General features: G+C 62.4%; 20 protein-coding genes. 4 read left to right on the plus strand and 16 right to left on the minus strand.

The genetic code is table 11. The features are described 5' to 3' along the window. The coding region (locus tag HMPREF3009_RS11425; protein WP_232761124.1) for an HNH endonuclease signature motif containing protein at window positions 1-1119 on the plus strand (1119 nt) is incomplete at its 5' end. Window positions 1120-1337: 218 nt separating this feature from the next. Here HMPREF3009_RS11425 and HMPREF3009_RS11430 read toward each other — a convergent pair. From HMPREF3009_RS11430 to rimM, 4 genes are read right to left on the minus strand one after another with little or no spacing between them, the layout of a single operon-like run. Further along, on the minus strand, window positions 1338-3641 hold the full coding sequence (locus HMPREF3009_RS11430) for a Tex family protein (RefSeq protein WP_070682038.1): 2304 nt from the start codon (window positions 3639-3641) through the stop codon (window positions 1338-1340). Between the two features lie 41 nt (window positions 3642-3682). Continuing rightward, the gene (locus tag HMPREF3009_RS11435; protein WP_232761126.1) at window positions 3683-4021 is read right to left on the minus strand and encodes a hypothetical protein; all 339 of its coding nucleotides are present in this window, start codon (window positions 4019-4021) and stop codon (window positions 3683-3685) included. Between the two features lie 31 nt (window positions 4022-4052). Further along, window positions 4053-4895 (minus strand): tRNA (guanosine(37)-N1)-methyltransferase TrmD, encoded by an 843-nt coding sequence (trmD, locus tag HMPREF3009_RS11440; RefSeq protein WP_070515672.1) that lies wholly within the window; start codon window positions 4893-4895, stop codon window positions 4053-4055. After that, a complete protein-coding gene (gene rimM, locus HMPREF3009_RS11445) occupies window positions 4892-5392 on the minus strand; it encodes a ribosome maturation factor RimM (protein WP_070682041.1) in 501 nt (166 codons plus the stop codon). Before rimM ends, trmD begins: the two co-directional genes overlap by 4 nt. 33 nt (window positions 5393-5425) lie before the next feature. Between rimM and HMPREF3009_RS11450 the strand changes: the two genes are divergently transcribed. Together HMPREF3009_RS11450 and HMPREF3009_RS11455 are read left to right on the plus strand one after the other, a co-directional pair. Further along, window positions 5426-5824: a cupin domain-containing protein gene (locus HMPREF3009_RS11450; RefSeq protein WP_070515676.1), complete on the plus strand. Its 399-nt coding sequence runs from the start codon at window positions 5426-5428 to the stop codon at window positions 5822-5824. A gap of 23 nt (window positions 5825-5847) precedes the next feature. Beyond that, window positions 5848-6516, plus strand: a complete 669-nt coding sequence (locus tag HMPREF3009_RS11455) for a TetR/AcrR family transcriptional regulator (protein ID WP_070682044.1) — start codon at window positions 5848-5850, stop codon at window positions 6514-6516. Between the two features lie 53 nt (window positions 6517-6569). Here the strand turns inward: HMPREF3009_RS11455 and rpsP are convergent, their stop codons facing one another. Continuing rightward, entirely contained in the window at window positions 6570-7088 is a 519-nt protein-coding gene (rpsP, locus tag HMPREF3009_RS11460) for a 30S ribosomal protein S16 (protein WP_070682047.1), read from the minus strand. A gap of 294 nt (window positions 7089-7382) precedes the next feature. Here rpsP and HMPREF3009_RS11465 point away from each other — a divergent pair, with 294 nt between their 5' ends. Continuing rightward, a complete protein-coding gene (locus HMPREF3009_RS11465) occupies window positions 7383-9635 on the plus strand; it encodes an acyltransferase family protein (protein WP_070682050.1) in 2253 nt (750 codons plus the stop codon). 69 nt (window positions 9636-9704) lie between these two features. On the opposite strand, the gene ffh is transcribed toward HMPREF3009_RS11465, so the two are convergent. From ffh to ftsY, 11 genes are all read right to left on the minus strand, one after another. Next, a complete protein-coding gene (gene ffh / locus HMPREF3009_RS11470; RefSeq protein ID WP_049155367.1) occupies window positions 9705-11300 on the minus strand; it encodes a signal recognition particle protein in 1596 nt (531 codons plus the stop codon). 49 nt (window positions 11301-11349) lie between these two features. After that, window positions 11350-13449, minus strand: coding sequence for a [protein-PII] uridylyltransferase (locus HMPREF3009_RS11475; protein WP_070545751.1), 2100 nt, complete (start codon window positions 13447-13449; stop codon window positions 11350-11352). A gap of 3 nt (window positions 13450-13452) precedes the next feature. After that, window positions 13453-13791: a P-II family nitrogen regulator gene (locus HMPREF3009_RS11480; RefSeq protein WP_046648027.1), complete on the minus strand. Its 339-nt coding sequence runs from the start codon at window positions 13789-13791 to the stop codon at window positions 13453-13455. 3 nt (window positions 13792-13794) lie between these two features. Next, window positions 13795-15180 (minus strand): ammonium transporter, encoded by a 1386-nt coding sequence (locus tag HMPREF3009_RS11485; protein ID WP_070545748.1) that lies wholly within the window; start codon window positions 15178-15180, stop codon window positions 13795-13797. A 157-nt stretch (window positions 15181-15337) separates the two neighbouring features. Beyond that, the gene (locus HMPREF3009_RS11490) at window positions 15338-15706 is read right to left on the minus strand and encodes a Na+/H+ antiporter subunit G (protein WP_046648025.1); all 369 of its coding nucleotides are present in this window, start codon (window positions 15704-15706) and stop codon (window positions 15338-15340) included. Window positions 15707-15710: 4 nt separating this feature from the next. Further along, the gene (locus HMPREF3009_RS11495; RefSeq protein ID WP_046648024.1) at window positions 15711-16001 is read right to left on the minus strand and encodes a cation:proton antiporter; all 291 of its coding nucleotides are present in this window, start codon (window positions 15999-16001) and stop codon (window positions 15711-15713) included. Further along, window positions 15998-16552 (minus strand): monovalent cation/H+ antiporter subunit E, encoded by a 555-nt coding sequence (locus HMPREF3009_RS11500; RefSeq protein ID WP_070682053.1) that lies wholly within the window; start codon window positions 16550-16552, stop codon window positions 15998-16000. The genes HMPREF3009_RS11495 and HMPREF3009_RS11500 overlap by 4 nt, the downstream gene beginning before the upstream one ends. Next, window positions 16553-18094: a monovalent cation/H+ antiporter subunit D family protein gene (locus tag HMPREF3009_RS11505; RefSeq protein WP_070512580.1), complete on the minus strand. Its 1542-nt coding sequence runs from the start codon at window positions 18092-18094 to the stop codon at window positions 16553-16555. Continuing rightward, a complete protein-coding gene (locus HMPREF3009_RS11510) occupies window positions 18095-18532 on the minus strand; it encodes a cation:proton antiporter subunit C (protein ID WP_010190439.1) in 438 nt (145 codons plus the stop codon). It lies immediately after the preceding gene. Continuing rightward, a complete protein-coding gene (locus tag HMPREF3009_RS11515; protein ID WP_070682056.1) occupies window positions 18529-21510 on the minus strand; it encodes a DUF4040 family protein in 2982 nt (993 codons plus the stop codon). Before HMPREF3009_RS11515 ends, HMPREF3009_RS11510 begins: the two co-directional genes overlap by 4 nt. A 188-nt stretch (window positions 21511-21698) precedes the next feature. Further along, window positions 21699-23591 carry a signal recognition particle-docking protein FtsY gene (gene ftsY / locus HMPREF3009_RS11520; protein ID WP_070682059.1) on the minus strand — a complete coding sequence of 631 codons (1893 nt, stop codon included), beginning with the start codon at window positions 23589-23591 and terminating at the stop codon, window positions 21699-21701. Window positions 23592-23646 lie beyond the last annotated feature (55 nt).

Consider the following 23646-nt stretch of genomic DNA (forward strand, 5'->3'; position numbering starts at 1 on the left):
TCTGTGCCCATGGGGGATATCGAAACCTACATCCGCCTTCGCAATTCGGGGATTGCGTTGGTGGAAGCAGCAACCAGCACACCCGAAGGCTTACGTGCGCTCGGCGCCTCGGCCGGTGATGCCGCGGAGCTGGCGTCGCTTCATGCCATTTATTTCGGCGATACCCGCTTCACCGGAAAGCAGCGCGCAGCGCGTCAGGCGGCCCAACGCCAGGGCCACGACCTGGCCACGTTGAACCTGATTGAGTCCTACACCGCCAAGTTGAAGAAACAGCTCGATGTCTGGAATTTGCGCGTCGCGCTGGCATCCACGCCTTCAGAACGGGTTGCTTCAGTGGCGGTGGAGCGCTTGAAGGAGCTCAGGCCCAAACGCGTGCCTTCACCAGGGGTGCGGCTGACCTACCGCAAGAATGGCCCGCACTCGCTCACGGTTACCGATACCGCTCTGAACATATCCACCATTCGCAGCACACTCGAGTCCATCAACCCCGCCGACCTCCTGGACGCCACCCACCAGGTTTTCTTCAAAGAAGGCGTGGGCTCGCGGCCGGCGGTGGGAACCAACGTCGTGATAACGCTCGACGAGCTCGACAAAGTCGTCCGCCATGACGGCGACGACATCGAACTCGAGCTCACCAACGGCGGGCGCATGAGGGGCGCAGAGTTTCTCACCTACAAGTTCGCCGAAACTGGCTACGCCACATTGGTCCACCCCACCATCGGGCCGGTGTGGTTGCACCGACTTTCGCGCTTTGCCAGCCTCGAGCAGCGCATCATGGCCAGCGCCGAACACCCCACCTGCGCTATCGAGGACTGCAATAAACCGGCGGACTACTGCCAAGTCCACCACATCATTCCCTGGCAGGCAGGCGGGGAGACCAACCCGCCCAACCTGACCATGCTGTGCGCCTACCACAACGGCATCAACGACGATGACCCCACCAGCCCGACCGGCAGAGGCTATGTCTTTCGTCTAAAAGGGCCCGTTGACTACATCCCGCCCTGGGGAACGCCGATTACCGGGCAGCCCGCCTACCAAGAAGCGGTCAAACGGCTCGCCGCCGACAAAACCCACGCCCGACCGCCGGATCCACCAAACGGTAGCCCACCGCCCGGATAGCTCGCACCCCAGCACCGTGCCGCCAAAGCAGCTCATCCCCAGCATGGTGCCTACTCCACGCGGAGGCCCCGCAAAACCGCGAGGCTTTCCGCGCCTTCGGCGATCCCTCAGCTAAGTCTCATCCCGCCGTCTGCACTGAACGATCTCGGATTCTCAGGAGACGGACTCTAAAGCCGCCGCTGGGGCGAGAACACACAAAGCTCCGACCGTTTGAACGGTTAGAAGCCGGCCTTCTTGAGAGCGTCGGCCATTGAGCCACCGCCGCCGCGGTCCACGCGGCCACGCCCACCGTCGCGGCGGGAGTTGCGCCGGTCGGAGCGGCCGCCGCGCCCCTCGGAACGCCCACCGTCGTTGCGGCGCTTAGGCGCGGGCTGGCCGGGTTCGTCGTCAAGCCGCAGCGACAAACCAATGCGCTGGCGCTCCACGTCTACCTCCATGACCTTCACCTTCACTACCTGGCCCGAGCGGACCACATCGTGCGGGTCGGAGACGAACTTGTGGCTCATCGCGGACACATGCACAAGCCCGTCTTGGTGCACGCCAACGTCGATGAACGCACCGAAGGCCGCAACGTTGGTCACGGTGCCCTCCAGAATCATGCCCGGTTTCAAGTCCGAGACCTTATCCACGCCCTCCTTGAACGTCGCGGTCTTAAACTCCGGGCGCGGGTCGCGGCCCGGCTTGTCCAGCTCCGCGATGATATCCGTCACCGTCGGCACACCGAAGGTGTCGTCGGCGAAGTCCGCCGGCGACAGCTTCGTCAACACCCGCGAATTGCCGATGAGCTCCGAGACCCCCAGACCAGTCTTCTCCGCGATGCGCGCCACCACCGGGTAGGCCTCCGGGTGCACGGCCGAGGCATCGAGCGGATCCTTACCGCCATTGATGCGCAGGAAGCCCGCCGCCTGCTCGAAAGCCTTCGGCCCCAAGCGCGGCACCTTCTTCAGCTCCTTGCGCGAGGCAAACGTGCCATTCTCATCGCGGTAGGCCACGATGTTGGCCGCAATCGTGGAGTTCACACCAGCCACGCGCTCCAGCAGCGGGGCCGACGCCGTGTTCAGGTCCACGCCGACGCCATTCACCGCGTCTTCCACCACGCCATCGAGCGTGCGCGCGAGTGCGACCTGGTTGACGTCATGTTGGTACTGCCCCACGCCAATGGCCTTCGGGTCAATCTTCACCAGCTCCGCCAGCGGGTCCTGCAGGCGGCGCGCGATGGACACCGCGCCGCGCAGTGAGACATCCATGTCGGGGAACTCATCGGCCGCCAGCTGCGAAGCCGAATACACCGACGCGCCCGCCTCCGACACCACGACCGGGCTCGGCCGCTTCCCACCCGCCTGCGCGATGAGGTCCGCGACTTCACCGGCAAGCTTCTCCGTCTCCCGCGACGCGGTGCCATTACCAATTGCCATGAGGTCCACCGAATGAGCCGCGCTTAACGACGCCAACTCTCTCACCGCCTCAGCCCACTTCTGCTGCGGCTGGTGCGGGTAGACGATGGTGGTGGCAAGGACCTTGCCCGTCGGGTCGACGACCGCACACTTGACGCCGTTGCGGTAGCCCGGGTCCAAGCCCAGCGTCGCGCGCTGGCCCGCCGGGGCCGCCAGCAGAACATCGCGCAGGTTGGTCGCGAAAACCTTGAGCGCGCCTTCCTCCGCCTTCTCTTTCAGGCGCATGCGCACGTCGAGGCCCGAGGAGATGGAGAGTTTGGTGCGCCAGCCCCAGTGGACGGCGTCGGCAAGCCAGCGGGAGGTGTCAACGTCTAGGTCGAAGCGATCTGCGATCATGCCCTCGTAGATGGCGTCATCGCCGGCATCGAGGTTGAGCTGCAGCACGCCCTCGTTCTCACCGCGCAGCAGCGCCAAGATGCGGTGCGAGGGAAGCTTGTCGAAAGGCTCAGAGAACTCGAAGTAGTCCTTGAACTTCGCGCCCTCGGTTTCCTTACCCTCGACCACGCCGGCGTTCATGGAACCGCTGGTGTACATGCGCTCGCGCACTTCGCCGACGAGGTCCGCATCCAGCGCAAAACGGTCCACCAAGATAGCGCGAGCGCCCTCGAGGGCTTTCTTCGCTTCCTCGAAGCCTTCAGTGAGGTACTCCCCTGCCAGCTCGGCCGGATCCGCCGAAGGGTTCTCAATGAGTTTGTCGGTCAGCGGCTCCAGGCCGGCCTCACGCGCGATATCCGCCTTGGTCTTGCGGCGCTTCTTATACGGCAGGTACAGATCCTCCAGGCGCGCCTTGGTTTCGCAGCCTTGGATGAGGGCACGCAGCTCGTCGGTCAGCTTGCCCTGCTCCTCAATCGCGGCGAGCACCGTTTCCTTGCGCTCCTCCAGTTCCCGCAGGTAGGTCGAGCGCTCCTCGATGATACGCAGCTGCGAGTCATCCAGCCCGCCGGTGGCTTCCTTGCGGTAACGGGCGATGAACGGAACGGTGTTACCTTCCGCCATGAGCTTGAGGGCGGCTTCGACAAACTGCTCTTTGACGCCCAGCTCTCCAGCGATGGTGGCTGCGATATTCACAAAACCTCTTTATGGGTCGGGGACTAAAAGACCTTCCTACCCTATACCCCGCCCTGCCACGCGCAGGAAGTACCCAGGCCAAACTCGGTGTGGCCGATCTCGGAGGTCCCGTACCACAATGTGTGCGGCGGCAAACAGTCCGCGACGGCCGCGGTGACCTTGGTCAGCGGCAGGTCAGAGGTACCGTTGACGATGACGCGCCACACGTGTTCGCTCACCGGCGGCTGGCCGTGCTTATCCATGTACTCGTTGACCAGAATGTTGTCGGGTTCGCAGGTAAATGACACGACCTCGGCGTTGATGTCCTGCGGTTCGACTCCGCCTTCACGCAAACGCTGCGGCATACCTTCGAGGACCTTGTTCCATTCAGCCTCAGTCATAAGTATTGACAAGTCAGTGCTGACGTCCATCTCAATCCTCCTTTAAGGTTTCCAGGTAGGCGCGATCGGCGTCACTTAGCTCCGCTGCATCCAGCAGCTCTGGGCGGCGCTGCCACGTCCGCGCCAGCGACTGCTCGCGGCGCCACCGGTCCACACGGGCGTGGTCACCGGAGGTCAGCACGTCCGGCACCGCCAGGCCACGCCACTCGCGCGGCTTGGTGTAGCTGGGCCCCTCCAGCAGGCCATCGGAGAAGGAATCTTCTTCGTGCGAGCGCCGGTTCCCCAGCACACCAGGGATGAGGCGCACGACGGCTTCGGCGATGACCAGCACGGCCACCTCACCTCCGATGAGCACGTAGTCGCCGATGGAGACCTCGCGTACGCGGTAACGGTGCTGCGCATCGTCGACGACGCGCTGGTCGATGCCCTCGTAGCGCCCGCACGCAAAGACAATGTGCTCCTCCGCAGACCACGTTTGCGCATCAGCCTGAGTAAAAGGCTCTCCCGCGGGAGTCGGCACGATGAGCAGCGGCTTATCCGACCCCTCGCTTTCGCTATAGGAGCGCGCCTCGACGCCATGGATATCGTCGTGGCGCGGCTTGCTCAGGTGCGGCAGAGCGCTCTGCAGGTCCTGAGTGGAGGCGGTGCCGGAGGAGACGTCGTCAAGCGCGGGCCCCCACACCTCTGGCTTCATCACCATGCCGGGCCCGCCGCCATAGGGGGAATCATCGACGGATTTATGCACGTCGGTGGCCCACTGGCGCAGGTCATGCACGCCCACCGCGAGCTTCCCCTGCTCGATGGCCTTGCCCAGCAATGCGTGGCGCAGCGGGTCGAGGTACTCCGGAAAGATGGTGACAACGTCGATTCTCATAGGTCGAGCAGCCCCTCCGGTGGGGTAATCGTGCAGGTTCCTTCCTCCAGATCGACCTCCGGCACGATCTCCTCCACGAAGGGGACGAGCGCTTCTTTGCCATCGGTGAGCGTGACCTCCAGGAGGGACTGCGTGGGGCCGTGGGTCACGCCGGTCACCTCGCCCACCTCTATGCCATCGAGGAGGACGCGCAGCCCTTCTAACTCGTGGTCATAGAAGCCGTCATCTTCCGGATCATCCAGGGGCTCGGCAAAGAACTGGGTGCCACGCAGCGAGTCCGCGGCCGTGCGGTCCGGGATTTCCTTAAAGGTGATGAGCAGGCGCCCCTTGTGGGCACGCACCGCTGCGATGGTGAGTTCGTGCTCCTTTTTGCCTTGTGTGCCGTGGAGAACCTCGCCGACGGCGAATCGGATCTCCGGGGAATCGGTGGTCACCTCGACGGAGACCTCGCCTTTAATGCCGTGGGATTTCACCACGCGACCAATGAGTAGTTCCATGCCTGCTAGCTTAACGGGCTACGCTGGGGCGCCATGACTGAGCTTCCCATCAATGATGCAACCACCTTTGGCGACGCCTCCCACAACAGTGCCGCCCTCACAACGCTGAATCTGCTCGATGAGGCCCCCGAGCCGAACCCCACACGCCCCAGACCAGCCGTTAAGAGGGTCCTCAGTGCCGACGGCGCAAACCTCATCCTCTTCTCCTTCCTGCCTGGACAAGACCTACCTGATCACAAGGCCGCGCACCCCATCACCGTCCAGGTGCTCCAGGGATCGGTGATTTTTAGTTGCGGGGAACAAGATGAGGTGCTCGCTCCCGGACGCATAGTGCACCTTCCGGCGTACGTGCCGCATGCGGTGACATGTAGCGAGGAACCTGCACTCATGCTGCTCACCATGTTAACGCCGAACACTGGCGCGAATGTCTAGACTTTTAGTACGATTCTAAGATCGTGAGTAGTTCGAAGCCGTATCACCATGGAAATTTGCATGAAGAGATCCTCCGAGAGGCCATCAAACTCGGCCGGGAAGGTGGACCGGAGGCGGTGACGATTCGCGCCGCAACGCGCGCGGTGGGCGTCTCCCCCACCGCCGCCTACCGTCACTTCAAGGACCAAGCCGCGCTTCTCGACGCCGTCGGGGCCGTCGCCACCTACGAACTCATCAACAAGCTCAGCGATACCTTCGAAACGACGGAGGGCACCATCATTGACAAGATGATGGAGGCCGGTTTCACCTACTTCCACCACGCCTTGGAAGAGCCGCACTTCTTTATGTGCATGATGGCCGCGAGCAGCTTTGATATTCCGGCCGGGCTCGTAGCCGCGGCTGAGGGGCCCGGCGAAGACCTACGTGTGCAAGCCATGTTCAATTTCTACGGCTACATGGAGCAGTACGCGCGATCCATCGGCCAGCAACCCAAGAGGCAGCACATGATGCAGAATTGCCTAGCCGGATGGTCCACGGTGCACGGTTTCACAGTCTTGTGCCTCAGCGGTCATTTGGGGTCGCTACCGGAGGAAAAGGTGGAAGCTATGGCGCAGTCAGTTATTGCCTCCGCTGTCCGCGGCTTGGACTTCGAAAACCCTCTGGAGGTCCGCCTCCCACGGCCGAAAAACTAGATAATCCCCGCGACCTACTGGTCAGCGGGGATATTACGTTTGGAGTGCAGAAATTACTCTGCGGACTCCTCAGCCTCAGCGGAGTCGGCCTCTTCAGCCTTAGCGGCCTCTTCCTCGGCCTTAGCAGCCTCAGCGGCAGCGGCTTCCTCAGCAGCCTTCTCGGCGGCAGCCTTAGCCTCTTCCTTGGCCTTGCGCTTCTTCTCGGTGATGGCCTCGATGGTCGGGCCGTTGTTGGCCTCAGCCAGAGCGGCGTTGAAGAGATCCAGCTTGGACGGCTTCGGCTCAGCAACCTTCAAGGTGCCCTCTGCGCCCGGCAGACCCTTGAACTTCTGCCAGTCACCGGTCACCTTGAGCAGTGCGAGAACCGGCTCGGTCGGCTGTGCGCCGACCCCCAGCCAGTACTGAGCGCGCTCGGAATCGATCTGGATCAGGGACGGCTCCTGCTTCGGCTGGTAGATACCGATGTTCTCGATAGCCTTGCCGGAGCGGCGGGTGCGTGCATCAGCGACGATGACGCGGTACTCAGCGTTGCGGATCTTACCCATACGCTGCAGCTTGATCTTAACGGCCATGATTGGCTCCTTTTCTAGTCACCGGGCAGTTCAGACACGCGCCGCTTTCTGGCGCGCCGGTTCAACCCTTGGATTTATCCTGCGCGTGACGTGCCGGCCGTCCGTAGGCGGTACCGGCGTTACGCAGAGATGAAGTTTTACGTGTCCTCCACGCGGTGCGTGAACAACCTCAACAACTTTAGCGGAACCCACACGAGATAGGAAATTCCCTTTAGCTCTTGCATAGTTAGGCCTTACCCCGTGAAAGGGGTAGTCTGTAATGCGGTTATTTCGCCGCCACACAATCCTCCTTTTATGAATAAACAAGCACCCTCCACATTCCGCTACCGTTACGACCTTGACGGCCTCCGCGGCATCGCGATCGCCTTGGTTGTTCTGTACCACGTCTTCGTTGGTCGTGTCTCAGGTGGCGTCGATGTCTTCCTCCTGCTTTCCGGGTACTTCTTCTTGGGCTCGCAGCTGCGCTATGCCGCGCGGCCCAACGCCTCCCTGAACCCGTGGTGGCCCATCTGGCGCACGCTCCGCCGGCTTGTTCCTTCCCTCGTGCTCGTCATCGGCGTGAGCTATCTACTCGTCCGGCTTTTCGCTCCGAAGCTCATGAACACGGAGCTCACCAAGCAGATCACTGCGACGGTCTTCTACTACCAGAACTGGGAATTAGCGCGGCAGAACGCTGACTACGCCGCTGCCTCCGCAAGCACATCACCACTGCAACACATGTGGTCCATGGCGGTCCAGGGCCAGTTCTACCTGCTGGGCATCTTCTTCGCTCTCGGCCTGGCCGCTTTCATGCGCCTGCGCCCCAAGAACACGGGCCTGCGAGAACAGCGCTTCTCTTCCATTAATTCCATCGCTGGCCCGATTCTCCTCGTAGTTACCGTCGCTTCTTTTGCCTATGCATCCCGCGACGGGCTCTTTGGCACCCCGGAGAACTACTACTCCACATGGTCGCGCGCCTGGGAGCTGACTTTGGGCGCGGTGCTCGTCATCTATGGTTCGCACCTGCGCATGCCGCAACACTTGTCCAACCTCGCCACCGCCGTCGGTCTGGCCGCGCTCGCCTGCACCGGTCTGGTTATCTCCGATACCTTGGCATTCCCTGGGCCGCTGTCCCTGTTGCCGATCGGCGGCGCGGTGCTCATCATTATCGGTTCCGGCGGGTCTTTCTCGCGGGTGCTCACCACCCGGGTTTCTCGTTGGCTCGGTGATATCGCCTACCCGCTCTATCTGTGGCACTGGCCTCTGCTCATCATTTCCATCGCCGCCCTCGGCCTGGAAACCCCTCCGTGGTGGCTCGGTGCCATCATTATCGTGGTGTCGCTGGGCTTGGCGGACGTGACGCATCGTTTCGTCGAGAAGCCCCTGCGCCAACACCGCAAACGCCCGCTTGCCGACGACCTCCCCGTCCACCGCGGCCTCGCCGACCTCCGCACCCGCACCGGCGCTCTCCGCGGGGTCGGTGGCGTCGTCGTTGCTGCCTGCACCATTGCTCTCGTGGCCGTTCAGCCGCTGTGGCTGCGTAGCCTGCAGGAGGCCAACCGCGAAATCCTAGATCCGAGGCTCTACCCGGGAGCCACGACCTTCGTTGAGAACATCACGCCGCCTGAGAACGTAGAGATCAAGCCTGACCCGATTCTCGCGCGCGGCATCCAGCCGCCGGTCGCTGATAATTGGTGCTTCATTCCGGAGCAGGAACCAACGGACTACTTCATCGAGACGCAGAAAGACGGCGTGACGCCGTGCATCTTTGGTGACGTTGATTCCGACGTCGAGGTCTACTTGGTTGGTGGCTCGCATGCGGAGCAGTTCTCCTCGGCGCTGGATTACTTGGGCCGCGAGATGGGCTTTAAGCTCGTCCCGCTTACCCGCGTGGGTTGCCCCATCGAGTTGGGCGATGAACTGAGTGTGAAGCCCTCTTGCGCCGAATGGAGCAAGGAAGTGGTCAAGCGCATCATCGACGCGGACCCAGCGTTGGTTGTGTCCAATTCCACGCGGCCAGGACAGCCGTTCGGCCACGGCCCCGATGCTGTCCCACCAGGCTACATAGCCTTCTGGGACGAGCTGGCCAAGCACGATATCCCCTTTGTAGGCTTCCGCGACAACCCGTGGGGCTTCGATGAACACGGCAATGGCCGCCAGTTTGATGAGTGCTACGTGGCCACCAAGGATTCCCTCGGGTGTGGCATGCGTTTCGAGGAGGTCTACGCGCCCTATGACCCCGGCGCTGAAGTCCTCTCGCAGTACGACAACATGCTCGCCGTGGACACCTCGAAGTGGTTCTGCAACGCCGACGGCGATTGCCCGGTCATCATCGGCAATATTATGGTCTATCGCGATATGCACCACTTCACCAAGGCCTTCGCCGACTCTGCCATCCCGCTCATCCGTGAAGCAATCGCGCCTATCCTCAACGGCGAGCAGGTCAAACAGCAGCCCCCGCAGATTCCCGCCGATAGCCCCGTGATCCCCCAGTCCGCTGAGACGCCTCCGGCCACACCCGCGGAGCCCATCCCCTTTCCGGCCTACCCCACAGGAGAAGCCATCTAGTACGCAGAAGGGCCGGCGCTACAAAGCGCCGGCCCTTGTCTCACCGAAGAAGGCTATGTTCTTCTTCGGTTATTTCTTCTTGCCCTGCCCAAAGTCCAGGTTGCTGAGGTCGATATTTTCCATGCCCTTCGGCATCTTTATATCGCCTAGTCCGGGCATGCCGCCGCCCATTTGCTCCTGCATCTTTTGCAGCTCCTGCATCGACGGCATGCCACCCGGCATACCGCCGCCACCACGACGCTTCGGCGGCTTGCGCTTGCCGTTCTTGCCCTTGCGGCCCTTCGGCTTCTTCTTGGTAGCGGAACGCCCACCGCCCATGCCCGGCATACCAAAACGACCGGCCATCTGCGACATCATCTTCTTGGCTTCGGTGAAGCGCTCGATGAGCTGGTTGACGTCAGAAACGCTCACACCGGAACCAAGGGCAATACGCTTGCGGCGCGAAGCGTTGAGAATCTTCGGGTTCTCGCGCTCCTCCGGGGTCATACCGCGGATGATGGCCTGGATGCGGTCGAGCTGCTTCTCGTCGACCATGTCGGCGATCTGGTTCATCTTGTTGCCGCCCGGCATCATCTTGAGCAGGTTGCCCATCGGCCCCAGGTTGCGCACCATGAGCATCATGTCCAAGAAGTCATTGAGCGTCATCTCGCCGGAGCCCATCTTCTTGGCGGCTTCCTCCGCCTTGGACTGATCCAGCTTGGACTCCGCCTGCTCGATAAGTGTCAGCAGGTCACCCATGCCCAAGATGCGCGAGGACATGCGCTCCGGGTGGAAGACGTCGAAGTCCTCGAGCTTCTCACCTGTGGAGGCGAACATGATGGGCTTACCCGTGACCTCACGGATGGACAGGGCTGCACCACCGCGGGCATCACCATCCAGCTTGGTCAGGACGACACCGGTAAAGTCCACGCCATCGCGGAAAGCTTCAGCGGTCTGCACGGCGTCTTGGCCGATCATGGAGTCAATGACGAAGAGCACTTCGTCCGGGTTGACGGCATCGCGGATGTTGCGCGCCTGCGTCATCAGGGTCTCATCGATGCCGAGGCGACCAGCGGTATCGATGATGACGATGTCGTGCTGCGTACGCTTAGCCTCTTCGATGCCGCGCTTGGCGACGTCCACCGGATCCCCATGCGAGGTACCCATCTCATGCTCGTGGGAGTCCAGGGAGGTGCCAGGATCCGGCGCGTAGACGTCGACCCCGGCGCGCTCGCCAACGATTTGGAGCTGCTGCACCGCGCCCGGGCGCTGGAGGTCACAGGCCACCAGCATCGGGGTATGTCCCTTGGAGGCAAGGTGCTTGGAAAGCTTGCCCGCCAAAGTGGTCTTACCAGCACCTTGGAGGCCGGCGAGCATGATGACCGTCGGCGGATTCTTGGCTAGGTTGAGGCGGCGGGTCTCGCCGCCGAGAATCTCGATGAGCTCCTCGTTGACGATTTTGACTACCTGCTGCGCCGGGTTGAGGGCCTCGGAGACCTCGGCACCGGCCGCACGCTCCTTGATGCGCTTGATAAAGCCGCGCACGACGTTGAGAGAGACGTCCGCCTCCAACAACGCAAGGCGGATTTCGCGCGCTGTGGCGTTGATGTCCGCCTCGGTCAGCTTGCCCTTGCCGCGCAGACCGGACAGGGCTGATTGCAAGCGGTCAGACAAAGACTCAAACACGGTGCAGTGCTCCCTCAACTATCGTGGATAAATTTATAACTTCCCCAGCTTAGCCGTTGACCAGTGCTTGGGTCACATTCCGGACGAGGGCGGCGCGGGGGACGTCGCCAAGCGGCACGGCGTGGAGCACCATCGTGGCGCCCGGCGCGGCGGTGGATACCCACTCGCACTCGGGAAGCAGCGCCAGCACGTGGCCGAGGGTACCCGGGTAGTCATCGATCCGAACCTCGAAGACTCCACTGCTCCACATCGCGGTCGCGGGCCCCGGCACAAAATCGGGCAGCACGGTATAGGTGCCGGATTTATAGGACTGAACGAGGCGCTCCTCCACCGTGGCGAGATCGATAGCACCGTGGAGAGCGCGGATGTCGAACTCGCCGGCATAGCCCTCCTCGGTGCGCACGAGGCGCGAGGAAAGAATGTTCCAGCCCAACGCGGCAATCAGGGCCAGGGGGCGCACGGCCTCCCTTTGGTAGTTGCCACGCCACAGGACGGTAAAGCTGTCATCCTCCGGGTTGTGGCGCAGACCGATGTCGCGGTCGGCGGCAACCAGAGGACGAACTGGGCGCAGTGCCTCCAACTGCGCAAAAGCACGCCCGCTGACCGCTTCAATGCCCTGATTTAGCCTGCGGTTCCACACACCGGGCCCGGTGGATTCGGCATCGGCGCGGGCGAGCACGACGAGGAGAGCCAAGGTGAGGTAGTCATAGCGCACGGCTTCGAGGAGCTCGTCACGGGCTTCATCGGATGAAGGGTCCGTGCGGGAGACGATGCGCGCCAGCGTGGTGTGCTCAGCGACCACGGTTTGGACGCGGGAGCGATCCGCCAGGTCGAGTCCCAACTTGGCTGCGGCTCGCGCCACCATCTCCGCCCCCACCATCTCGTGCGGGCGCCCATAGCCTTTGCCGATGTCGTGATAGAGCCCCACCAGGAGCAGCAGGTCCGGCCGGGCCACGGAGGTGCGCGCTTCCGCACAGCGCGCGGCGGTAAGGATGGAGTGGTAGTCCACGGTGTGAGCGTGCGTGCGCTCGCGCGGCAACAGCCCCCGGATGTGCTCCCACTCTGGGACGAGCCGCTCCCACAATCCGTGAGCGTCCATCTCCTGGATGAGGCGCGGAGTGTTGAGCGGCGAGGACAACAGGCTGAAGAAGGCATCCGTCGCGGCGGCGGGCCAGCGTTCGGGCAGTTCCGGCAACTCGCGCAATTGCTCCCAGACGTGGGAGGGCACTGTTCTGCCCGAGCGCGCCGCAGCGGCGGCCACGCGCAGGAGCAGCCACGGCTCGTCGAGATCGGCGGTGCGAGCGAGGCGGATCTCGCCCCCGACATCAACCACCCCGATATCGAGGGGCTTACGTGTGCGGTTGTGGCTGCGCCTGGCCACCACGCCCCGCGCCGTTGCCAATGCCCGCTCCACGGCCTTGTCCACCGCTGCGGCGGCAGTCACGACGGCCGCAGACAAGTCATAGCGGTCGGCAAAACCCAACTCGTGAGCTATCTCCTCAGCGAATTCGGGATCGAGGACGTCGCGGTGTCGGCGGGCGGTGACGTGGAGGAGCGTGCGGACGTCGAGAAGCAGGGCCTGCTCTTCCTCGAGCGCTGGGGCGTCGGCGAGGTTGCCCAGGGCGAGGGCCCGCAAGAATTGGATGTCGCGCAGGCCGCCCCGCCCATTCTTGATATCCGGGTGGGTCATCGTGGCCAGGGTCCCGGACCGGCGCCAGCGGGTGATTGCTAGGTCGACGAAAGCATCGAAGTTGCTCTGCAACAGGCGGCGCCACGAGGCATAGACCTGGGCGCGGGTGGAGTCCACGAGCTGCTTGTCGCCGGCGACGAAAGCCAGATCCAGCTGCGCGAAGCCGGCGGCGGGATCAGATCCGGCGATGGCACCGAACTCGCGCGGGGTGCGCACGGCGTAGTCAAGCCGGTATTTGGCGTCCCAGATGGGGTACCAGATTTCGGAGACGACGTCCTCGGGAAGCTCGGTGTCATCCGGGTGGAGGAGAATCAGGTCGAGATCCGAAAAAGGGGTCATCGCCCGCCGGGCAAAAGAACCCGTGGCGGCAAGCGCACAGCCGGGCGGAAGCTGCAGGGACTGTGTGAGGCGCAGCGCCGAAGCGTAGGCGTCCTCACGCAGTTGGGCGGCCGTAGACACCTTTTAGAGAGCGGCCTCGCCGCGTTCACCGGTGCGTACGCGGATGACGTCCTCGACGTGCGTGATCCAAATCTTGCCGTCACCGATCTTGCCGGTGTAGGCGGCGTCGACGATAGCGGAGAGGATGTCCTCCACCTGCTCGTCGGCCGTCACCACCTCAAGCTTGACCTTGGGTACGAAATCGGTGGCGTACTCGGCGCCGCGGTAGACCTCGCTGTGGCCGCGCTGCTGACCAAAACCCTGGGTCTCGGTCACGGTCAGGCCGTGCACGTCGTGCTGTTCGAGGGCTTCACGGATGTCCGGCAGCGTGAACGGTTTGACGATGGCAGTGATGAGCTTCATCTGTTACTCCTTAGCTCCGGCGGTGTCGACCCGCGGCTGGACGGTAGGTGCAGGGTTAATCCTAGCGTCGTGGGTGTGGCGACGGTGAGACGCCACGGACTCACGGAAGTCATAGGCGGACTCGCGGTGCTCGCTCAGGTCGATGCCTTGGTCTTCATCATCGGCCCTCCACCCCAGGGTGGCGCGGATGAGGAGCGCCACAACCAGCGTAACGGCAGCGGAGAACAGCATGGCGACGAGCGCGATGACCGCCTGGACGACGAGCAGCTTGAAGCCTTCCGAGAGGTGACCGGTGAGGATGCCGTTATCCGTGGCGAAGAAGGCCAACCCGATGGTTCCCCACAGGCCAGCGCACAGGTGCACGCCGACGACGTCCAGGGAGTCATCGAAGCCCCAGCGGTACTTCAGACTGATACACAGGCAGGCGATAATGCCGCCGAGGAACCCGAGGGCGATGGAACCGAGCGGGCTGAGTGCTCCTGCGGCCGGGGTGATGGCGACAAGACCTGCAATCGCGCCGGATGCAGCGCCGAGAGAAGTCGCGGCGTGGTCCCGGATTCTTTCCACGAGCATCCAGCCGAGCATCGCTGCGGCCGCTGCAACAGTGGTGTTGAGCCATGCCAGGCCAGCAAGACCGTCCGCAGCGAAAGCGGAACCGCCGTTAAAGCCGAACCAGCCGAACCACAGAAGCGCAGCGCCCAGCATCACCATCGGAAGGTTGTGGGGCCTATCGATGTGCTTCGGGAAGCCCGCGCGCGGGCCCACGACGATAGCCAGAACCAGGGCAGCCGCGCCGGCGGAAATGTGCACGACGGTGCCGCCCGCGAAGTCGATGGGAGCAATGAGAGCCTCACCGTTTGATACACCGAAGAGCCACGCTGCGAGGGAACGCGGGGCATGGGAGAGCACTCCCCCGCCCCACACCATGTGAGCGAGCGGAAAGTAGGCGAAGGTGATCCACACGCCCGCAAAGGTGAGCCACGCGGAGAACTTCACGCGGCCGGCGAGGGCTCCGGAGATGATGGCTGTCGAAATAATGGCGAAGGTTGTTTGAAAACCGATGTCGATGATGTTGGGGTAACCAGCACTGCCGGCAAGGTACTCGGCGGAGGGCCCGGTGATGTGGCCGCGTAGCCCCCAGGCTTCGAACGGGTTACCCACGATCCCCGCCAGCGAAGAGCCCGCATAAGACATTGACCATCCCCACAAGACGTAGAGCACTGGGACGAGCGCTAGTGCGCCGAAGGACATCATCATCATGTTGAGGACGTGACGGTTGCCCGCCATTCCGCCGTAGAACAACGCCAATCCGGGGGTCATGAGCAGCACCAAGGATGCGCTGATGAGCATCCATGCTGCGTCGCCGGAAGAAAATGCTTCAGGAGTCATACGTCAACTAACCTCGTTTCTATAGCTTGATAGGTAACGGGACTTAATATACCTATCGCACTATAGAATTAGGAAGGAAAGTGAGCTGCAGATCACACTTAAGATCGAAAAAGCGGCGAGGGAAGCACTCTCCTCGCCGCTTGTCCCAGCACGCGCCCTAGAGCTCGTCCTCGGAAGCCTTTACCGTTTGCTCACGCTCGCGCATACGCTTGGCATACTTCACGTCGGTGACGGTCACGCCGTAGATGGAACGGCCCATGTAGAAGGAGCCCACCGACGCGATGATCCACACGCCGAAACACGCGATCATGACCTTGATCAGCGACCACAGGGAAAACCCGTTCTCAGCAAAATCCACGACCAACTTCGCCACAAGCAGCAGCGGAACGGCCAAACCGACCGTCGGCCCCAGCAGGTTGACGCGGGTCAGGGCATCGGGCGCACGCCACAAGGCGATGGCGGTCCCAATGACCAAGACCGTGGCTACGACCAACAGAATCGAGGCGATAATCTCCGCGATAGTCATGGTCTTACCTCCTACCCTTCGAGATGATGCGGGCCATCGACAACGTCGGCAGCACGCCGGCCGCAATAGCCGCGAGCATGGCGATGTCATAGACGATGGACGCGTGATTAGTCATGGACCACGAAATATACATGCACAGCATGCCGTAAAAGACCATGTCACTCATCACGGTTCGGGTGAGCTCATCACGGGAGCGCAACGCCAATACCAACGCCGCGCACACCGATGCGCCGATGAGGAAAATACTGACAAAAACTACCCATTGAAAGGCGCTCATCGAGGAAAAATCAATCATTTCTTATCATCCTTTCGGGCATCCTTGTTCTGTGCAACCTGGCGCAAGGGCCACACGGAGTACTTCTCCACATCGTGCGCGGCCAGCGGGGTATCGTCGGCCTTCGCGATGTCCGGTGCTCGCATGTGACGGCCCAGCGTATCGAGCGTGTACTCGTAGAAGGTCGGGGCTAGTTCCTCCGTCGGGCCCTGGCCAGGTACGCCATAGTCAATGCCCTTCACCCGTGGCGCGAGGCGCTCCTCCATGTCCGCGAGATCCGCCATGACACTGGCGGGGTCATCCCCCATGACCGCTTGAACCAGCACGATACGCGGTAGACCCTCCGCAATCGGCTCGCGCAAGCCCAGCGACAAGGTTCCAGGGGTTGCGGTAATGGACGAGGTGAACCAGAAGATCTCCCACGCGCTCGTCACGCGCAAGGGATATCGCAGCACCACGGGGCGGTAATTGTTCTGCGGTTTGAAGGATTCCGCGGCCAATGAAAAGCCCGCGACGAAGATTTCCTTGATCAGCCACAGCGCGTAGCCAACAGCATGCAACGCAGTCTTCATTTAACGGCCCTCCTGAAGGGAGTCGATATCGGGTAGGGCTACGGGGTCGTCGCCAAGCACTGCGTCTGCATAAGCCTCCGTATCCAGCAAGTCCGCTGAGGCTTCCATCGTGACGCTGATGACCGGACCGGAGAGAATGAACATGGTCAGCGAGCCCAAGATGAGCGCCGCCGAGGGTGCCATCAGCTTCTTGCGGATCACCAGCTCATCGGGCACCTTCTCCTTGGGAAGGTCCTTGCCCCAGAAGACGCGACGCCACACGCGCAACATGGCAAGGAACGCCGCGAAGGAGGCGATGATGATCACCGTGATCACGGTCCAGGCCCATCCCCCGCCGGTACGGGCAATTTCCGCGACGATGAGGACCTTGCCCCACATACCGGAGAAGGGAGGGAAGCCCACGACGGAGAAGGCGCCTGCGGCGAAGATCCACGCGATAATCGGATCACGGCGCGCCAAGCCAGAAAGCTTGTTGAGCCTGCCCGTACCGTACGTCTCCTCGATGGCACCGGAGGCCAGGATGAGGGAGCCCACCGTGAGCATGTGGTGAATCGTGTAGAGAATGCCGGCAGCCAACGCGCGCTGCGCATCGTGGGTAGTGAAGGCCATCATCACGAGGATGAAGGGCATACCGTTGAGCATCTGGTATCCCAGCACGCGGCGGATGGAGTTTTCAGCCAAGCCGCCGAAAGCACCAACCAGCATGGAGATGATCATGATGACGATGATGAGTGTCCCCCACCGCTGGTCCATATCAAAGAGCTGCACCCACAGGCGGTAGAGCATGTACACCGCCACCTTGGTGTGCAGGCCGGAGAACAAGCCCATGACGGCAGCCGACGTACCCGGGTAGGTGCGCGGCAGCCACGACTGCACGGGGAACACACCGGCCTTCGCGGCGATGGCGATAACGATGATGCCGGAGGCCACCGTCACCGGACCATTGCCGGCGGCAGCGCCCGTGAGCGCCGCCAGGTTGACCACGCCGGTCACCGAGTAGATATAGCCCACGCCGACCACCAAAAGCGTGGAGGCGAACAAGTTCACCAGCACGAAGGCGCGGCCGGCAGCCAAGCGCGACCAGGTACCGGACATCGTGATGAGGCCATAGGACGGCAGCAGCATGACCTCGATGAACACGAAGAAGTTAAAGAGGTCAGCGGTGAGCAGGGCGCCACACACACCAGTGATAAGGATTAGTGTCAGCGACGGGTAGTAGCGAGACTTGGTCTCACCGCCCACGATGGCAAACCAGTTGGCACCGAAGGCCACGATCATCGTCGTAATGAGCATGAGTGCCGAGAACGTATCGGCGGCGAAGGCAATACCCGCGTTGCCCAGGTAGTTACCCACACTGTGCGCCACCACTCCGTTGCTCATGGTGTAGAGCAACAGCGCAAAGGAGGCGAAAATACCCACGCCCGGAACGATGAGCATGATGGCATCGCGCACGCGGCTCCATGGCGCGAGGAGCGCCAGCGCCGCCGATACGAGGGGAACCGCTGGGAAGAGCGGGAGGAGGGCGCTTACGGTGTCATACATCTAGTTGTCCTCCTCTTGTTCGAGTTCTTTCAAACGATCCATCTTGTTAGCCGAGCGCTCCAGAATCTCCCGGTTCTGGGTGTCGCGTCCCAGCGTGGAGAAAGCGTGGTCAATGGTGTTGTCATCCACCGGCTCAACAACATCCGTGTCGTCGTTCGCGCCCATCGCTGCCATGGTCAGCAGGATGGTCGAGGTAGCCATGGAAATCACCACGGCGGTCAGCACAAAGGCCTGCGGCAGCGGGTCCGCCATCTGGTCCATGCCCACCTGCGATGGAAAGGACTCCCCGCGGTAGGAGTACACGCCGGTGGCCAGGAGCATGAGGTTGGCACCGTGGCCGAAGGCCATCATGCCCAGCACGATGTGCACAAGGCCGCGCTGCTGGATGAGGTAGACGGCGCTACCGATGAGCAAAGCAATGGTCAGTGCGAGGATCATGAGTTCTTCTCCTCTTGAGCCGAGATTCGGTGGGACGAGGACGCACGGTGGCGTGCCTCGGAGTCATTGAGCAACGCCGTTGGGTCCGAAGACGGGTTGATGGACTCGGGATACGGGTCGTCGACATCCTCCATGACCACGCGCGGGGTATTCGGCAGCGCGGAATCATCGTCATGAACCCACGGCAAGTAGTCCCGCTCGGTGCCCGGGCGCAGGTAACCGCCCAAAGCGTTGATGGCCATGGTGAGCATGCCCAACACCGCAAGGTAAATGCCGAGGTCGAAGATGAGCGACGTCGTCCAGTGCTGCCCCAGGGCGTGGCCATGGATGGCTGTGAGGAAACCGCCGGAGCTATGCGACGTCGGGATGTAGCCGATGAAGCCTGCCACCAGTGCCACGATGATGCCCACGCCGGTGAGGTGAATCGGAGTCATGCGCCCGAAGACAATCTCATCGGTACCGCGGGACAGGTAGGTCAGGCCGATGGCCGCACCCATGATGAGCGCCGCCGGGAAGCCGCCGCCGGAAGCCTGGTGGCCACGGTAGAAGACAATGAAGGACATGACCACCAGGATTGGGATGGCCACGGCAATGCCCTTGCGCAGCGGCACCGAGTTGAGCTGCGACTGGCCGAACGGCGCCGGACGCGTACCGGAGGTGAACGGGAAGCGCGGCAGCGTCGAGGTGACCGCAGCGATAACCACGGCAGCCATGCCCAGCACCGACAGCTCACCCAGGGTATCGAGTGCACGGAACTCCACGATGATGGTGGCCACCACGTTGTCGCCACCAGTAATATCCGGAGCGTTGTTGAGGTACCACATGGCCAGGTCCGAGCGCTCGTGACGCCCCATCAGCGCCCACACGCCCAGGAATGCGGTGAGCCCAGCGAGCACGGCCACCACGATGGAACCCACCTTGCGGTTGTTGTTTTGTACTGGGTGGAATTTCTCCGGCAGATAGCGCAGGACCATCATCATGACGATGACGGACAGCGCCTCCACCGTGAACTGCGTCAGGGCCACGTCGGGTGCGCCGAGCAAGAACATCTGCAAGGTCACGCCGGTTCCCGCGGTACCAATCATGACCGCACCGGTGAGGCGGTTGCGTGTACGCACCAGACCAAACATGGACAGCGCCACGATGCCCAGCGGCAACAGGTCCCACGGATTATCAAGGCCATCCACGCGCGGGTTGAGAGCCACACCGTCGACACCCGTGGACACCAGAGTGGAGCCCGCCAGGATGATGACTAGGAGAATGATCGGCAGGATCAGCTTCGACGGGTTGTGGGTATCGGACATGCGGCCAACGAAACGGCCGAAGGCCGCGCACACATCCTGAATCCACTTCAGGATTTGGTTACCGGTGCGCGGTAGGAGCTGGCGCTCCTCCATCGCGGTCCACAGCGGCCCGCGGAAGAACAACGCGATGATGCCAGCGATCAGCACCACCACAGAAATAAGCAGCGGGACGTTCAGCCCGTGCCACAGCGCGAGGTGGGAATGGCCCTCCATACCGATGGCCGCCACGATGTTATCGAGCGGCTTATCGAGCGCTCCCATGACGAAAATGATCGGCACCGACATCACACCCGGCAGAGCCGCGGGCAGCCACAACCGCACCGGTGCCTCATGGACATGCGACATGTTGCGCGGGCCATCGAAAAAGGCGCCGAAGATGATCTTGGCGGAGTAAGTAAACGTGAAGAACGCACCCACGCCGGCGACGATGAGCAGCAGCGCCTGGCCGGTAGAACCAATTGGTGCCTCCTCGAAGGCGGTGAGCATTCCTTCCTTCGACACGAATCCGAACAGCGGCGGGACCGCCGCCATCGAGGCAGCACCGATAAGCATGGAGCCGAAGGTCCACGGCATCTTGTTCCACAGCACGCCGAGGCGGCGGATATCGCGGGAACCGGCCTCGTGGTCGATGACACCAATGAGCATGAAGATGGAGGACTTAAACAGCGCGTGCGCCAGCGTGTGCACGAGCGCCGCCGCGATGGCGAAAGGCGTGCCCACACCAATCGTGGCCACGATCCATCCCAGGTGGGACACGGTGGAGTACGCGGTCAGCTTCTTCAGGTCCGTCTTCTGCACCGCGAAGACCGCCGACATCACGGCGGTACCCATACCGGCGATGATGAGCAGCCAGTTCCACACGGCAACGTCGTGGAAGATAGTGGAGAAGCGAATCAAGAGGTAGACACCGGCCTTGACCACTGCTGCCGCGTGCAGGAAGGCCGAGACCGGCGTCGCGGCCGCCATGGCTTCCGGCAGCCAGAAGTGGAAGGGGAACTGTGCAGACTTGGTAAATGCCGATACCGCAATGAGCACGGCAACCCCGGCGGTCAGGCCTGGGCGCTCCGCCCACACGTCGGAGGCCAAGATGCCCTCAAGGTTCGTCGTCCCCGCTGCGGTTGCAGCAATCGCCACGCCCGATAGCAGAGTGAGGCCGCCAACGAAGGTAAGGATCAACGTGCGCTGCGAACCCGCCTCACCTGACTTACCGCTGCGCGCAATGAGCATGAACGACGCCAGCGATACCAGCTCCCAGGCAAGGAAGAGCACCACGACGTCGTTAGCGAGCACGAGCAGGAGAATCGACAGCGTAAACGCGGTCATCAGGACATAAAAACTGACGTTTCCTTTTCCTTTAGGCAAGTAAGCCGCAGAATAAGTAAACACCACCGCACCGATGACGAGAGCCAGCATGGCGAAGAAGATGCCGAGTGCATCGCCGCGGAAGGCGAGGTTGACATCAACGCCGGGCGCGATCACATCGCGCACCCACGTCACGGAATAGGTCAGTTCTTCGCCACGGGCAAGCGCCGGAAATTCTTTAGCCAACAGTGCCGCGGCGACAATAAAAATGCCGGCTAGCGGGTAGCCGGCTGCGCGATCAGCAACCTTGACGGCTACTGGTGCAAGCGCCACTGCGACAGCTGCGAGGAGGACAACATACAGGAGTGTCACGGAAGAGTAGCCTCACGAACCGTTGTTAGGGCTGTTTAATCAGCCTCACATAGACAGGACTTTCCCAGAGTATCATTGTGACCTCCCCCAAAGCACATCTTTAATGGGATGAAGACGACGAAAGCGCCCCACAAAGGAGGCGCTGCGTCTCGAAAGAACTTAGGCATAGCCCAGGGATCTATAAGGACTTACTTCTCCCCCAGCAAGGCATCAACAAATCCTTCAACCTCAAACGGCGCGAGGTCATCTGCACCCTCGCCGAGGCCCACGAGCTTGACCGGCACGCCCAGTTCCTCCTGCACCTGGAAGACGATGCCGCCCTTGGCGGTGCCATCCAGCTTCGTGAGGACAACGCCGGTGATATCAACAACATCACGGAAGATACGGGCCTGGGTCAGGCCGTTCTGCCCCACCGTCGCATCCAGTACAAGCAGGACCTCATCAACCTCGGTCTTCTTCTCCACCACGCGCTTGACCTTGCCCAGCTGGTCCATGAGGTCCACGGAGGTGTGCAGACGGCCAGCGGTGTCAACGAGAACAACGTCGACGCCCTGGTCAACGCCAGCGGCCACGGCATCAAAGGCCACGGAGGCCGGGTCCGCGCCTTCCTTGCCGCGGACAGTCGTAGCGCCCACGCGACGGCCCCAGGTCTCCAGCTGGTCCGCAGCCGCTGCACGGAAAGTATCCGCCGCGCCGAGCAAGACGTTGTGCCCCATGGACACGAGCACGCGGGCCAGCTTGCCGGTCGTGGTGGTCTTGCCGGTGCCGTTGACGCCGACGACCATAATGACGGCCGGCTTGCCTTCATTCGGCATGGCCTTGATGGAGCGATCCATCTCTGGGTGGCCCACCTCGATGAGGGCCTCGCGCAGCATGGCGCGGGCTTCGGACTCAGAACTGACTCCGCGCTCTGCAATCTTGTCACGCAGGGAGTCGGTAACTTGCATGGTGGACTTCGTACCCAGATCCGCCATGATGAGGGTGTCTTCGATTTCCTCCCAGGCATCATCATCAAGGTCACCAGCAGAAAGAATGCCCATGAGGCCTTGGCCAATGGCGTTCTGCGAGCGCGACAGACGCCCGCGCAGCTTGCCCAAGCGGCCGGCAGCCGGCGCAATGTCCTCCTGCGGCTGGGCTGCCGGGGCCTCGACAACCTCGGCGTCGTCGGATACTTCGAGCTCCTCCGGCTCAGCCTCGAGTGCCGCGCTTGCCGACGCCGCCTGCGCCCCCGCTGCCGCGGCGGCCTCCTCTGCTTCGGCTTCCTCAGACTCGGCCGGTGCTTCTGGCTCAGGCAGTGCTTCTACCTCTTCTTCGGCCTCAGACTGGGCGGAAGGCTCCTCCTCGGCCGGAGCCTCAGGTACCTCCGGTTCCTCCTCTACCTTCGGAGTCTCAACTACCGGCTCCGGTTCAGCAATCTCCGGTTCGGCAATCTCTTGTTCGGTGGCCGGGACATCCTCTTCCGTGTCTTCGTCATCCTTGTCAACAGCAGCGGCGCCGGATACGGCAGCACCAGCGGCGGCAGCGCCCGCAGCTCCTGCAGCGGCTACACCAGCGGAAGAATCCTTATCCTCTTCTTCCTTTGCCGGTTCGTTCTGCGCAGCCGGTTCCGGCTCGCTCACCGGCTTCGCGTCTCCGACGGGTTCCGGCTTAGGCTCTGCCTGAGGCTTCGGTTCCGCCGCAGGTTTCGCTGCCTTCGGGGTCTCCTCTTCACCCTTGAGCTGAGCATTCGCCAGATCAGTGGCATCACGCTGCTCCGCCTGCGGCTCAGGCTTGGGCTTGGGCTCAGCCGGGGCCTGCGCGGGCTGCTCGGCAACTGGCGGCTGTGGCGCCGGCTGCTCGGGCTTCGAGGCGGTGACAGGCTCCTTAACTGCACCGCCGCCAGCCGGGGCAAAATTAAAACCAGACTTGGCTTGGTAGTTGCCGGACTTCTGCTGCTGGGTCAGCTCCTTCGGCTCCTCCACGGGCTTTTCAAAGGAGACCTTCTTTGATTCGCCGCGCTTCTTGCCTAGGACAACGAACAAGACCACGAGCAGAATCAGGACGATGACTGCTATCGCAATCCACATAAAAGTAGTATTCATGCCTTCCATAGTGCCAGGGTTGTCCACGTACGGCACGACAAGGAGGGTGAAAAGT

The sequence above is a fragment of the Corynebacterium sp. HMSC034H07 genome, from assembly GCF_001815175.1.
In the GTDB taxonomy this organism is placed as follows: Bacteria; Actinomycetota; Actinomycetes; order Mycobacteriales; family Mycobacteriaceae; genus Corynebacterium; species Corynebacterium hiratae.